Source organism: Kitasatospora phosalacinea, assembly GCF_030268885.1.
Taxonomy (GTDB): Bacteria; Actinomycetota; Actinomycetes; order Streptomycetales; family Streptomycetaceae; genus Kitasatospora; species Kitasatospora phosalacinea_C.
Genome location: NZ_BSSA01000003.1, coordinates 254,821 through 268,423 on the forward strand (window position 1 = coordinate 254,821; position 13,603 = coordinate 268,423).

Genomic DNA, 13,603 nt, shown 5'->3' on the forward strand with positions numbered 1-13,603 from the left:
CCCTTCCAGGGCCCCCGGATCTGCAACAGCCCGTTCCCCGCGTCCCCCTCCGGGGTCCACCATGGGACCGTTGACGCCCACGGCACGGGGGAGGCGCGGTGTTCCGGCGCTGGTGGTGGTTCCCGAAGGGCACGGCCGCGGCCCCGCCCCCGCCGGAGGCGCTCTCCCGGCGGGAGCTGCGGGCCCGGAGGGCCCTGGTGCTGGGGGAGTGGGAGGCCCTGCGGGAGCACCTGCGCCAGGTCGCGGCCGAGCGGGTCACCGCCGCCGGGGAGGTGTTCCGGTCCGCCGAACTGGAGCTGGAGGGCGGGGAGCCCGCCGCCCGCCGCGCCTACCAGTGGGCGCTGGAGGCGTACGAGGCCGCGGGTCGGCTCCTCGACCACGCGGGGGACGCGGAGACCGACCTGCCCGACCTGGCGGCGACCGTCCTCCTCGCCGAGCAGGCCGTCGAACGCCTCGCCGCCGCCCACCTGTTGCACGCGGGGCAGCGGCCGGGCCCGCTGCTGGTGCGCTGCTACTGGAACCCGCTGCACGGCCCGGCCGAGACCGCCCCGGAGCCGCCCAGGGGCCGCAAGGCCCGGCAGCGCAAGCACGTGACCGCCCGGGAGGCCGCCGCCGAGCGACGCCCCGCCTGCCGTTCCTGCCGGGCCGCGATCCTGGCGGGCCGGACCCCGGACGTCCTGCCCGCGCTGCTGCCCGCGAAGGCCGCACCGGGGCGCAGGGGCCCGCTGCTGGTGCCCTACTTCGCCGTCCCCCGCCAGTGGTCCGCGTGGTCGACCACGGCCTGCGGCGCGTACGACCCGGGCACCCCGGCGCTGGTGCTGCGCGGGGAGCACCGCAGGCCCGGGCCGCGCTGAGCCGTCGTCAGCCCGCCGTCGTCAGCCCGCCGCCGCAGCGAACCCGCCGCGCGAGCCGCCGTCCAGCAGGGCGGGCCAGTCGACCGGTCCGGTCAGCTCCGCGGCGTCGGCCAGCGACACCACGAGCGCACCCCCGGCCCGCTCGACCTCGTCGCACCACCGGGCGACCCCGTCGGTCCCGAACGACCCGCCGAGGGTGGGGAAGAGGCACCCGGCGTCGCCGGGCCCGTCCAGCACGCACATCGTCAACCGGGCGAACACCGACCACCCGTCCAAGCCGGGCACCGCCCCGTCCACGACCCGCAGCACCGGCAGCGCGTCGTGCACGGGCGCGCCGCCCAGCAGCAGGATCGGGGCGGACGCCCCGGAGACCAGTCGGACCTGTTCGGGAGAGATCATCACCCGGCCACCCTGCCACACCCCGGCGGTCCGTCCGGCGGCCGTCCCGCCCGCCGGAACCCCTGGACGGCAGCGGAGTTCAGCGCTTCCCGCGCCGCTCGGCCACCCGCCGCTCGACCTCGGCCAGGAACCCGTCCGGCACTTCGCCGGTGGCGCGCAGGTGCGCACGCTCCGCGGCGGTGAGCGTCTCGGCGGCGCCGTCCACGGCGAAGGCGTACTCGTGCAGCCGGCCCGACGCCAGGTCGCGCCGCAGGTCGCCGGCCAACCCGGCGGACTGCCGCCCGAGAGGCCCCCCCTTGAAGGCCAACAGCGCGCTCAGCCAGCCGAACACCCCGGGCCTGGCCGCCTTCCGGCCCAGCTGCTCCCGGACGGCCAGCCAGCACAGCCGTTCGTCCGGCAGGTTCGGGACGGGCTCCGTCCTGGTCATCTCGCCACCCCCTCCCCGGGGCCCGGCGGGTCCCGGAAACGACGAAGGCCCAGGCTCGCGGATCAACTCCGCCAGCCTGGGCCTTCGTTCACGTTACACACTGGTGCCCCCGGTAGGATTCGAACCTACGCACCCGCCTCCGGAGGGCGGTGCTCTATCCCCTGAGCTACGGGGGCCTGGGCCGCTTTTCGGGGCGACCCGGCCTGACACGGGAAACACTACCAAAGAAAGTGCACGCGTCTGCACAGGGTTCTTCCGGCCCCGCCCGACGGCCCGTCAGCGGGTGACCGGCAAGTAGCCGAAAGGCCGGACGCGGGGGACGGGGCGCGGCTACCCTCGGTGAGGTGGCGGCGACGTCGGGGCGGGTCCTCGTGGTGGACGACAGCGAGGTGATCCGCCAACTGATCAGGGTCAACCTGGAGCTGGAGGGCTTCGAGGTGGTGACCGCCGCCGACGGTGCCGAGTGCCTGGAGGTGGTCCGCCGGGTCGCGCCGGACGTGGTGACCCTGGACGTGGTGATGCCCCGGCTGGACGGGCTGCGGACGGCGGCCCGGCTGCGGGCCGCGCGGGAGACCGCGCACCTGCCGATCGCGATCGTGAGTGCCTGCACCCCGGCGGACCTGGAGCGCGGGGAGTCGGTGGGGGTGGACGGCTACCTGGCGAAGCCCTTCGACCCGGCGGAGCTGGTCGCGCTGGTGCGGAGGCTGCGGGCGAGGGCGGCACCGCCGACCGACCCGGCCGACCCGGCCGCCCCGGTCCCGGCCGTGCGGCGGTTCGCCTACGACTTCGGGAGCCCGCCCCCGGCGCCTCCGCAGACCCCGCGGAAAACCTCCCGGGATTCAGCCCTGGGCGAACAGGTGCAGGAACTCGTCCGGCCGGACGACCCGCGCCCGTGAGATGTGCCCGCCTGCACCGGCGTCCGACGACACGAAGCACGTCCGGAGGGACGACGCGCGCCGCCGCGGGCAAACCGGGTGGCGGTCGGGTACCCCGTCTCGCCTAGGCTTGGCACCGTGACACCCGCAGAACTCTCCCAGGCAGTCCAGGCCGCCGTCAGCGCCGCCGTCCAGGCCGGCGAGCTGACCGTCGACGTGCCCGAGCACGTCACGGTCGAGCGGCCCAAGAACAGGGACCACGGCGACTACGCCACCAACGTGGCCCTCCAGCTCGCGAAGCCGGCCGGTCGGCCGCCGCGAGCCGTCGCGGAGATCCTGGCCGGGCGTCTGCGAGGGATCGGCGGCGTCGCGAAGGTCGACATCGCCGGTCCGGGCTTCCTGAACATCACGCTGGACGCCGCCACCCAGGGCGAGCTGGCGCGCACCATCGTCGAGGCGGGCGAGGCGTACGGCCGCAACGAGGCGCTCAAGGGCCTGAGGATCAACCTGGAGTTCGTCTCGGCGAACCCGACCGGCCCGATCCACATCGGCGGCGTCCGCTGGGCCGCGGTCGGCGACTCGCTGGCCCGGGTGCTGAAGGCGACCGGCGCCGAGGTGTCGACCGAGTACTACCTGAACGACGCGGGCGTGCAGATCACCAAGTTCGCCAAGTCGCTCAAGGCCGCCGCCAACGGGCAGCCCGTCCCCGAGGACGGCTACGTCGGCGAGTACATCTCCGACATCGCCAAGGCCGTCACCGACGGCGTGCCCGGCGTGCTCGACCTGCCCGAGGACGAGCAGCTCCAGGTGTTCCGCACCGAGGGCCTCAAGCTGATGGTCGCCGAGATCCAGCGCTCGATGGCCGAGTTCGGGGTGCACTTCGACACCTGGTTCTCCGAGCAGACGCTGCACGACTCCGGCGCGGTCGGGAAGGCCATCGAGCGGCTGCGCGAGCAGGGCCACGTCTTCGACCGGGACGGCGCGATCTGGCTGCGCACCACCGACTTCGGCGACGACAAGGACCGCGTCCTGATCAAGGCCGACGGCGAGACGACCTACTTCGCCGCCGACGCCGCGTACTACCTGAGCAAGCGGGACCGCGGCGCGGAGGTCTCGGTCTACATGCTCGGCGCCGACCACCACGGCTACGTCAACCGCCTGAAGGCCATCGCGGCCTGCGCGGGCGACGACATGGACCGCAACATCGAGGTGATGATCGGCCAGTTCGTGAAGATGCTGCGCGACGGCAAGGAGGTCCGGCTCTCCAAGCGCGCGGGCAACATCATCACGATCGACGACGTGATCGACTGGATCGGCGTGGACGCCGCCCGCTACATGCTGGTGCGGCAGTCCACCGACTCCACCATCACCATCGACATCGACCTGGTGACCAGCACGTCCCGGGAGAACCCGGTCTACTACGTGCAGTACGCGCACGCCCGGATGAGCGCGGTCCAGCGCAACGCCGTGGAGAAGGGCATCGTCCGCAGCGCGGACTTCAAACCGGAGCTGCTGAGCTCCGAGTGGGAGAACGACCTGCTCGGCCAGCTCGGCGAGTTCCCGCGGGTGCTGGCCAAGGCCGGCGAGCTGCGCGAGCCGCACCACGTGGCCACGTACCTGGAGGAGCTGGCCCGCGCCTACCACCGCTTCTACGACAACTGCCAGATCCTGCCGAAGGGCGACGAGGAGGTCACCGACCTCACGCACGCCCGCCTCTGGCTGGCCGACGCCACGCGAACGACGCTGGCCAACGGCCTCCGCCTGCTGGGCGTCTCGGCGCCCGAGCGGATGTAACGCACCAACCCCCGAAGCGCAGCACAGCAGGGGGCGGCGACCGGTCGACGGCGACCGGTGGCCGCCCCTCGCCATAGGTCGAGGAAGTTCCAGAGATGAGTCGCTCCGCCCACCCCGCCGGCCCCCGTCACGGCGACGTGCTGCCCGAGGGCCACTACCAGGCCCCGCCGGCCGACCTCAACGCCCTCGACCCCAAGGTCTGGTCGCGCACCGTCGGCCGCAACGCCGAGGGCGTCGCCACCGTCGGCGGCGTCGACGTGCGCACCCTGGCGGCCGAGTTCGGCACCCCCGCGTACGTGATGGACGAGGCCGACTTCCGCGCCCGGGCCCGGGCCTGGCGGGACGCCTTCGGGGACAGCGCCGACGTGTACTACGCGGGCAAGGCGTTCCTGTCCAAGGCCGTGGTGCGCTGGCTGCACGAGGAGGGGCTGAACGTCGACGTGTGCTCCTCGGGCGAGCTGCACGTGGCGCTGGCGGCCGGGATGCCGGGGGAGCGGATCGCGCTGCACGGCAACAACAAGTCGGTGCAGGAGCTGGAGCAGGCCGTGAAGGCCGGGGTCGGCCACATCGTGGTCGACTCCTTCCAGGAGATCGACCGCCTGGCGGAGATCGCCGGGGCGCAGGGCGTCCGGCAGCCGGTGCTGATCCGGATCACCGTCGGCGTCGAGGCGCACACCCACGAGTTCATCGCCACCGCGCACGAGGACCAGAAGTTCGGCCTCTCGCTCTCCGGCGGCCTGGCCGCCGAGGCGGTCCGCCGGGTGCTGGCCAAGCCCTCGCTGGAACTGCGCGGCATCCACTCGCACATCGGCTCGCAGATCTTCGACTTCGCCGGTTTCGAGGTCGCCGCCCGCCGGGTGGTCGGCCTGCTGGCCGAGGTCCGCGACGAGCACGGCGTGGAGCTGCCGGAGGTCGACCTGGGCGGCGGCCTGGGCATCGCGTACACCGCCGAGGACGACCCGCGCGAGCCCGCCGAGATCGCCGCCTCGCTCAGCGAGATCGTCCGACGCGAGTGCGCCGCCGCCGAGTTGACGCCCCCGCGGATCTCCGTCGAACCCGGCCGGGCGATCGTCGGCCCGACCGCGTTCACGCTGTACGAGGTCGGCACCGTCAAGGTGCTGGAGGGCCTGCGCACCTACGTCAGCGTGGACGGCGGCATGTCCGACAACATCCGCACCGCGCTGTACGACGCCGAGTACTCGGTGGCGCTGGTCTCCCGCACCAGCGAGGCCGAGCCGATGCTGGTCCGGGTGGTCGGCAAGCACTGCGAGTCCGGCGACATCGTGGTCCGGGACGCCTTCCTGCCCGCCGACCTGGCCCCCGGCGACCTGATCGCGGTGCCCGCGACCGGCGCCTACTGCCGCTCGATGGCGAGCAACTACAACCACGCCCTCAAGCCCCCCGTGCTGGCCGTCGCGGACGGATCGGCCCGGGTGATCGTCCGCCGCGAGACGGAGGAGGATCTCCTGCGGCTCGATATCGGCTGACGAAATTTTCGTCTCAGAACGTGGACCAGCCGTAGATCTGTGCGGAAAGTCCCGGAGACTGGTGACGACAGACAAGCCCCCGGGGCCGACGGAACACCCCGGCGGGGACCGAAGAATGCAGAGCGGAGTCGGATGATGCGTACGCGCCCGCTGAAGGTGGCGTTGCTGGGCTGTGGTGTGGTGGGCTCCGAGGTGGCGCGCATCATGACGACGACGGCCGACGACCTCGCCGCGCGCATCGGCGCCCCGGTCGAGCTCGCGGGCATCGCGGTCCGGCGGGCCGGCCGCCCCCGCCCGGGGGTGCCCGAGCACCTGCTCACCACCGACGCCGAGGCCCTGGTCGGGCGCGAGGACGTCGACGTGGTGATCGAGGTCGTGGGCGGCATCGAGCCGTCCAGGTCGCTGATCCTGAAAGCCTTCGCGGGCGGCGCCTCGGTGGTCTCCGCCAACAAGGCGCTGCTCGCCAAGGACGGCGCCGAACTGCACGCCGCGGCCGCCGCGGCCGGCGTCGACCTCTACTACGAGGCCGCCGTCGCCGGGGCCATCCCGCTGCTGCGCCCGCTGCGCGAGTCGCTGGCGGGCGACAAGGTGAACCGGGTGCTGGGCATCGTCAACGGCACCACCAACTTCATCCTCGACAAGATGGACTCCACCGGCGCCGGGTACTCCGAGGCGCTGGAGGAGGCCACCGCGCTGGGCTACGCCGAGGCCGACCCGACCGCCGACGTGGAGGGCTTCGACGCCGCAGCCAAGGCCGCCATCCTGGCCGGGATCGCTTTCCACACCAAGGTCACCGCCGCGGACGTCTACCGCGAGGGCATCACCGAGGTCACCGCCGCCGACATCGCCTCCGCCAAGCAGATGGGCTGCGTGGTCAAGCTGCTGGCGATCTGCGAGCGGGCCGCCGACGGCGCCTCGGTCACCGCCCGGGTCCACCCGGCGATGATCCCGCTCAGCCACCCGCTGGCCTCCGTCCGCGAGGCGTACAACGCGGTCTTCGTGGAGGCCGAGGCGGCCGGCCGGCTGATGTTCTACGGCCCCGGCGCGGGCGGCTCGCCCACCGCCTCCGCGGTCCTCGGCGACCTGGTCGCGGTCTGCCGCAACAAGCTCGACGGCGCCACCGGCCCCGGCGACTCGGTGTACGCCGCGCTGCCCGCCAAGCCGATGGACGAGGTGGTCACCCGCTACCACGTCAGCCTGGACGTGGACGACCGCGCGGGCGTCCTCGCCCAGGTCGCCTCGGTCTTCGCCGACCACGGCGTGTCCATCGACACCGTCCGCCAGCAGGGACGCGACGGCGACGCCGCCCTCGTCGTGGTGACCCACCGGGCCACCGACGCCGCCCTGTCGGCGACGGTCGACAAGCTCCGCGCACTGGACAGCGTGCGCGACGTGGCCAGCATCATGCGGGTCGAAGGGGAATAAGGAAAGCCAATGAACGCCGTGATTGCCCGAGGCAGCCACACCCACCAGTGGCGCGGCCTCATCGAGGAGTACCGCGACCGCCTCCCGGTCTCCGACTCCACCCCCGTGGTGACCCTGCTGGAGGGCGGCACGCCGCTCGTCCCCGCCCAGGTGCTCTCCGAGCGCACCGGCTGCGACGTCTACCTCAAGGTCGAGGGCGCCAACCCGACCGGCTCCTTCAAGGACCGTGGGATGACCATGGCCATCTCCAAGGCCAAGGAGGACGGCGCCCAGGCCGTCATCTGCGCGTCCACCGGCAACACCTCCGCCTCCGCCGCGGCCTACGCGGTGCGCGGCGGGATGGTCTCCGCGGTGCTCGTCCCGCAGGGCAAGATCGCGCTCGGCAAGATGGGCCAGGCGCTGGTGCACGGCGCCCGGATCCTGCAGGTCGACGGCAACTTCGACGACTGCCTGACGCTGGCCCGCGAGCTCTCCGAGAAGTACCCGGTCGCGCTGGTCAACTCGGTCAACCCGGTGCGCATCGAGGGCCAGAAGACCGCCGCCTTCGAGATCGTCGACATGCTCGGCGACGCCCCGGACATCCACGTCCTCCCGGTCGGCAACGCGGGCAACATCACCGCCTACTGGAAGGGCTACCGCGAGTACGCCGCGGACGGCCTGGCCGCCCGCACCCCCCGGATGTGGGGCTTCCAGGCGTCCGGCTCGGCCCCGATCGTGGACGGCGCCCCGGTGCTCAAGCCGCAGACCATCGCCACCGCGATCCGGATCGGCAACCCGGCCTCCTGGGACCACGCGCTCGCCGCCCGGGACGACTCCGGCGGTCTCATCGACAAGGTGACGGACCGCCAGATCCTGGCCGCCTACCGCCTGCTGGCCGCGCAGGAGGGCGTCTTCGTGGAGCCCGCCTCCGCCGCCTCGGTGGCCGGCCTGCTGGCCAAGGCCGAGGCCGGCCTGGTCGACCCCGGCCAGCGGATCGTCTGCACCGTCACCGGAAACGGCCTCAAGGACCCGGACTGGGCGGTGGCCGGCGCGCCGCAGCCCCAGGTCGTCCCGGTCGACCCGGAGGAGGCGGCCCGCCGCCTGGGCCTGCTCGACTGACGGCGGCGGACGCGCTGACCCCGCGTCGACCCGGCGAGCGGCCGGCCCCCTCCGGGCCGGCCGCTCGCCGCCGCTTTCCGGTCAACCCACCGGCGCTTTTCCGCTGCTTGCGGCAACACGGAAGATCGGAGCCGAGCAGGGTGTACCGCTCCGGAACCTCTCTTCGATACGCTTGACCCCGGCGGGCCGCGCCATGCTGCGCGCCCCTTCCGAGACCCCGCCGTCCGTACCGCCGCAGGCTCCGTCGTCCCGATGGTCCGGGCCTGAGATCCCCCACCTTTTCAGGAGTGTGTCCACCGCATGGCCGGTCCCGCGTTCCGCGCCGCCGCCGTCCGGGTCCGCGTCCCCGCGACCAGCGCCAACCTCGGCCCCGGCTTCGACGCCTTCGGCCTCGCCCTGGGGCTCTACGACGACGTGGTGGTCCGGGTCGCCGACTCCGGCCTGACCGTGGACATCGCCGGGGAGGGCGCCGAGAACCTCGCCCGCGACGAGCGCCACCTGGTGGTCCGCTCGATGCGCGCCGCCTTCGACCGGCTCGGCGGCCAGCCCCGCGGCCTCGAGGTGGTCTGCGCCAACCGGATACCCCACGGCCGCGGCCTGGGCTCCTCGTCCGCCGCGATCTGCGCCGGCATCGTGGCCGCCCGCGCCGTCACCATCGGCGGCGCCTCCGCGCTCGACGACGACGCGCTGCTGGCCCTCGCTTCCGAGCTGGAGGGCCACCCCGACAACGTCGCGGCCTGCCTGCGCGGCAACTTCACCGTCGCCTGGACCGAGGACGACGGCGCCCGCACCATCACCCTGGACCCCTCCGACCGGGTCGTGCCGGTCGTGTTCATCCCGTCCACCGAGGTGCTCACCGAGACCGCCCGCGGCCTGCTCCCCAAGACCGTGCCGCTGGCCGACGCCGCCCTCAACGCGGGCCGCGCCGCCCTGCTGGTCGAGGCGCTCACCCGCCGCCCGGAGCTGCTGCTCACCGCCACCGAGGACCGGCTCCACCAGGACTACCGGGCCTCCGCGATGCCGGACAGCGCCGCCCTGGTCGCCGCCCTGCGCACCGAGGGCGTCCCCGCCGTCATCTCGGGCGCCGGGCCGACCGTGCTCGCGCTCACCGACGAGGCGCACGTGGGGAAGGTCCTGGAGTTCGCCTCCGGCAACCACGGGCACGGCGCCGGTGCGCAGTTCGCGGCGCACCGGCTGGAGCTGGACCGCACCGGCGCCACCGTGCTGCCGCTCGACATGTGAGACGGACACGATTGACAACCAAAGGGCTGGGGAATGTGTCAGGGGGTAGGTAGTGTTAACCTCATTGCTGCACCAGATGCCCTCCGGGCGCCGGTGCGAGGCATCCCGATCCCGTTCCCCCGTCCGCACGGGGGCCGGAAGCTCGGGAGCACGATTCTCCGGGAGCTCGCCACAGCGCGTACGCAGCCTGCCTGCGCGATTGCGGCCCATCCCGAAGCCGTGACGGCACCGGACTCCCACCCCCAGCCTCCGCAGTGAGGCTCGGCCGGGCTGGGGCCCGCAGTGCCGCCGCGCGACGGGGGCCCGGGCATCAACAGGCGCAGCGAGGTCGGCACCAGAACCGGCCGTCCGCGCCGCTTCGCACCACAGTGCACCGCACTTCGCAGCTCCCCGGAAGGACCAGCCTTCCACGGGAATCCAGCCCCTGACCAGCGCAAAGAGTCGCCGGCCAGGACAGCACAACCGGTCGCCGTGCCAGACAGGCCGACGTCCGCTCCAGGGAAGGACCCTTAGTGAGCGACACCACCGATCTGATGGGCGTGCGCCCGGACGCCGAGGCGTCGGACGCGGCCGCCCCGGCGGCTCCGGCGCGACGCCGTCGTACCGCCGCCGCCGGCCTGGACGGCCTGGTGCTGGCCGAGCTCCAGAAGCTCGCCTCGTCCCTCGGGATCAGCGGCACCGGGCGGCTGCGCAAGGGCCAGCTGATCGAGGCCATCAAGGAGAAGAGCGGCGGGGACCCGCTGCTCGCGGGCGCCCCCGGCGCCACCGCTCCGGCCGCGAAGAAGGCCGCCAAGGCCGCGGCCGCGCCCGCCGCCGAGGCCGCCCCGGCCGAGGAGCAGGGCGAGCCGGCGGCTCCGTCGCGGACGCCCGCCCGCCGCACCCGCACCGCCGCGGCCACCGAGCCGCAGCCGCAGGCGCAGATCGAGATCCCGGTGCAGGCCGCCGCCGAGACCGCGGCCGCCACCGCCCGGGCCGAGCGCCCGCGCCGCCGGGCCACCGCCGCGGCCGGCGCCCCGACCGCCGAGGCCGGCGCGGCCGCCGCGGCCACCGCCACCGAGCAGGCCCCCGCCGAGGCCCGGACCGAGGCGCAGCGCCCGGCCGCCGCCGAGGGCGAGGCCCGTGCCGAGCGCCGCGAGCGCCGGGACCGCCGCGAGCGCGACCGCGCCGAGGCCCCCGCGGCCGAGGGCGACGGCGAGGTGCGCGAGTCCCGCCGGGACCGCCGCAACCGCCGCGAGCGCGACCGCACCGACCGCCAGCAGGGCGGCGGCGGCCAGCAGCAGGACGGCGGCCAGGGCCGCCAGCAGAACCAGCAGGGCGGCGCCCAGCAGCAGGGCGGCGGCAACGCCCACCAGCAGCAGGGCGGGTACGAGGACGACGAGTTCGGCGACGGCCGCCGCGGCCGCCGCGGCCGTTACCGCGACCGCCGCGGCCGCCGCCGCGACGGCTTCGAGGGCGCCGGCGGCCCCGAGGTCCCGCTGAGCGAGGACGACGTCCTGATCCCGGTCGCGGGCATCCTGGACATCCTCGACAACTACGCCTTCGTCCGGACCTCGGGCTACCTGCCCGGCCAGAACGACGTCTACGTCTCGCTGGCGCAGGTCCGCAAGCACGGCCTGCGCAAGGGCGACGCCATCACCGGTGCGGTCCGCCAGCCCAAGGACGGCGAGCGCCGCGAGAAGTTCAACGCCATGGTGCGGCTGGACTCCGTCAACGGCATGGACCCGGACAGCGGCCGCGGCCGCCCCGAGTTCGGCAAGCTGACCCCGCTGTACCCGCAGGAGCGGCTCCGCCTGGAGACCGACCCGGGCGTGCTGACCACCCGGATCATCGACCTGGTGTCGCCGATCGGCAAGGGCCAGCGCGGTCTGATCGTGGCCCCGCCGAAGACCGGCAAGACCATGATCATGCAGGCGATCGCCAACGCGATCACCCACAACAACCCCGAGTGCCACCTGATGGTCGTCCTGGTGGACGAGCGTCCGGAAGAGGTCACCGACATGCAGCGGTCGGTGAAGGGCGAGGTCATCTCCTCGACCTTCGACCGCCCGGCCGAGGACCACACCACCGTCGCCGAGCTCGCCATCGAGCGCGCCAAGCGCCTGGTGGAGCTGGGCCACGACGTGGTGATCCTGCTGGACTCCATCACCCGCCTGGGCCGCGCCTACAACCTGGCCGCGCCCGCCTCCGGCCGCATCCTGTCCGGTGGTGTCGACTCGACCGCGCTGTACCCGCCGAAGAAGTTCTTCGGCGCCGCGCGCAACATCGAGAACGGCGGCTCGCTGACCATCCTCGCCACCGCGCTGGTCGACACCGGCTCCCGGATGGACGAGGTGATCTTCGAGGAGTTCAAGGGCACCGGCAACATGGAGCTCAAGCTCGACCGGAAGCTCTCGGACAAGCGCATCTTCCCCTCCGTCGACGTGGACGCCTCCGGCACCCGCAAGGAGGAGATCCTGCTCGGCCACGAGGAGCTGGCCATCGTCTGGAAGCTCCGCCGGGTCCTGCACGCGCTGGACTCGCAGCAGGCGATCGAGCTGCTGCTGGACAAGATGAAGCAGACCAAGTCGAACGCCGAGTTCCTGATGCAGATCGCGAAGAACACCCCGGGTTCGGGCGACTGACCCCGGCCGCGCCAGCACCGGAGACCCCGCACCGCCGTCCAGGCGGGGCGGGGTCTCCGCCGTTCCGGGGCGCCGCCGCCCGGCCGCGGCCGGGCCCCCGCGGCCGGGCCCCGCCCGGAAACCGATCACCGTCCCGGCGGGTCACTTATGCTCGAAAGGTCGCACTGAGGGCGAAAAGAGGCGATATGGCCGAGGACACCAAGCACCGCCCCCCGCGCCGCCGCGGGCTGCGGATCGCGCTGTTCGCACTGGCCGGCCTCGTCCTGGTCGGCGCCGTGCTGGGCGGGCTCGCCTACTGGAAGCTGAACCGGAACATCCGCAGCGTCGACATCTCCGGCCAGCTGGGCACCGCCCGGCCGCCCGCCTCCACCGGCGGGGCGTTCAACGTGCTGGTGCTGGGCTCCGACTCGCGCTCCGGCGCCAACGGGAACCTGGCGGGCGGCGCGACCGGCGACACCGCCCGCTCGGACACCGCGATGGTGGTGCACGTCAACCAGGCGCACACCGCCGCCTCGGTGGTCTCGATACCCCGCGACACCCTGGTGCCCCGTCCGGCCTGCACCGGCACCGACGGCAAGCAGGTCCCGGCGGCCCGCAGCGCGATGTTCAACTCCGCGTACGAGGTCGGTGGCCCGGCCTGCGCGGTGAAGACCGCCGAGCAGCTCACCGGGATGCGGATGGACCACTTCGTCGAGGTGGACTTCGCCGGGTTCGCCGCGATGATCGACGCGATCGGCGGGGTGGACGTCACCACCACGGTGGCGATCGACGACCGGGACAGCGGGCTGCACCTGGAACCGGGCGACCACCACCTGGGCGGGCAGCAGGCGCTGGCCTTCGTCCGGACCAGGCACGGCGTCGGCGACGGCAGCGACCTGGGCCGGATCGAACTGCAGAAGGAGATGGTCCGGGCGATGCTCGGGCAGGTCGGCTCGCTCGGCCTGACCTCCAACCCGGTGGCGATGTGGAAGCTCGGCGACCAGCTGACCAGCTCGCTGACCACAGACTCCGACCTGGCCTCGGTGAGCGCGCTGGTCGGCATGGCGCAGACGGTCAAGAAGATCGGCCCCGACCAGCTCACCATGGTCACCCTGCCGGTGGCGTACGCGGTCAGCGACCCCAACCGGGTGGTGCCGAAGGCCCCGGACTCCCAGCAGCTGTGGGCGGCGCTGCGCGGCGACCGGGCGGTGCCGCAGTCGGTGCTCCAGGAACAGCCGACCAACCCGGCGCAGGCCGACCCGTCCGCGGGTCCGTCCGGCGGTCCCTCCGGCGGTCCGTCCGCCCCGGCGTCGGCCTCCGCGGCCCGCTCGGCGCGGCCGACCGCGGTGGGCGGGGGAGCGGAATAGTCGGATCCGCCTCCCGGTTTGGGAAGAAGCGGGCA

At 73.8% G+C, this 13,603-nt stretch carries 11 protein-coding genes and 1 tRNA gene; 9 read left to right on the forward strand and 3 right to left on the reverse strand.

All coding sequences use genetic code 11. The features are described 5' to 3' along the window. The first annotated feature begins 98 nt into the window (after window positions 1-98). Window positions 99-854, forward strand: a complete 756-nt coding sequence (locus QSK52_RS07230; RefSeq protein WP_285734853.1) for a hypothetical protein — start codon at window positions 99-101, stop codon at window positions 852-854. A 21-nt stretch (window positions 855-875) separates the two neighbouring features. On the opposite strand, the gene QSK52_RS07235 is transcribed toward QSK52_RS07230, so the two are convergent. From QSK52_RS07235 to QSK52_RS07245, 3 genes are all read right to left on the reverse strand, one after another. Then, on the reverse strand, window positions 876-1,253 hold the full coding sequence (locus tag QSK52_RS07235; RefSeq protein ID WP_285734855.1) for a hypothetical protein: 378 nt from the start codon (window positions 1,251-1,253) through the stop codon (window positions 876-878). Between the two features lie 79 nt (window positions 1,254-1,332). Then, window positions 1,333-1,680: a hypothetical protein gene (locus tag QSK52_RS07240; protein ID WP_285734858.1), complete on the reverse strand. Its 348-nt coding sequence runs from the start codon at window positions 1,678-1,680 to the stop codon at window positions 1,333-1,335. Window positions 1,681-1,781: 101 nt separating this feature from the next. Then, window positions 1,782-1,856, reverse strand: a tRNA-Arg gene (locus QSK52_RS07245). A gap of 168 nt (window positions 1,857-2,024) precedes the next feature. On the opposite strand from QSK52_RS07245, the gene QSK52_RS07250 reads away from it, so the two are divergent. The 8 genes from QSK52_RS07250 (at window position 2,025) to QSK52_RS07285 (ending at window position 13,568) form a co-directional block, all read left to right on the forward strand. Continuing rightward, the gene (locus tag QSK52_RS07250; protein WP_285734861.1) at window positions 2,025-2,576 is read left to right on the forward strand and encodes a response regulator; all 552 of its coding nucleotides are present in this window, start codon (window positions 2,025-2,027) and stop codon (window positions 2,574-2,576) included. A gap of 117 nt (window positions 2,577-2,693) precedes the next feature. Then, complete coding sequence (gene argS / locus QSK52_RS07255) at window positions 2,694-4,349, forward strand: arginine--tRNA ligase (protein WP_285734862.1); 1,656 nt, start codon at window positions 2,694-2,696, stop codon at window positions 4,347-4,349. A gap of 95 nt (window positions 4,350-4,444) precedes the next feature. Continuing rightward, window positions 4,445-5,836, forward strand: coding sequence for a diaminopimelate decarboxylase (gene lysA / locus QSK52_RS07260; protein WP_285734864.1), 1,392 nt, complete (start codon window positions 4,445-4,447; stop codon window positions 5,834-5,836). Between the two features lie 132 nt (window positions 5,837-5,968). Next, entirely contained in the window at window positions 5,969-7,261 is a 1,293-nt protein-coding gene (locus tag QSK52_RS07265) for a homoserine dehydrogenase (protein WP_285734866.1), read from the forward strand. Window positions 7,262-7,270: 9 nt separating this feature from the next. Next, window positions 7,271-8,359 carry a threonine synthase gene (gene thrC, locus QSK52_RS07270; RefSeq protein WP_285734867.1) on the forward strand — a complete coding sequence of 363 codons (1,089 nt, stop codon included), beginning with the start codon at window positions 7,271-7,273 and terminating at the stop codon, window positions 8,357-8,359. Between the two features lie 300 nt (window positions 8,360-8,659). Continuing rightward, window positions 8,660-9,601: a homoserine kinase gene (thrB, locus tag QSK52_RS07275; RefSeq protein WP_285734868.1), complete on the forward strand. Its 942-nt coding sequence runs from the start codon at window positions 8,660-8,662 to the stop codon at window positions 9,599-9,601. A gap of 512 nt (window positions 9,602-10,113) precedes the next feature. After that, window positions 10,114-12,222 carry a transcription termination factor Rho gene (gene rho, locus QSK52_RS07280; protein ID WP_285734869.1) on the forward strand — a complete coding sequence of 703 codons (2,109 nt, stop codon included), beginning with the start codon at window positions 10,114-10,116 and terminating at the stop codon, window positions 12,220-12,222. Window positions 12,223-12,407: 185 nt separating this feature from the next. Further along, window positions 12,408-13,568, forward strand: a complete 1,161-nt coding sequence (locus QSK52_RS07285) for an LCP family protein (protein WP_285734870.1) — start codon at window positions 12,408-12,410, stop codon at window positions 13,566-13,568. Window positions 13,569-13,603 lie beyond the last annotated feature (35 nt).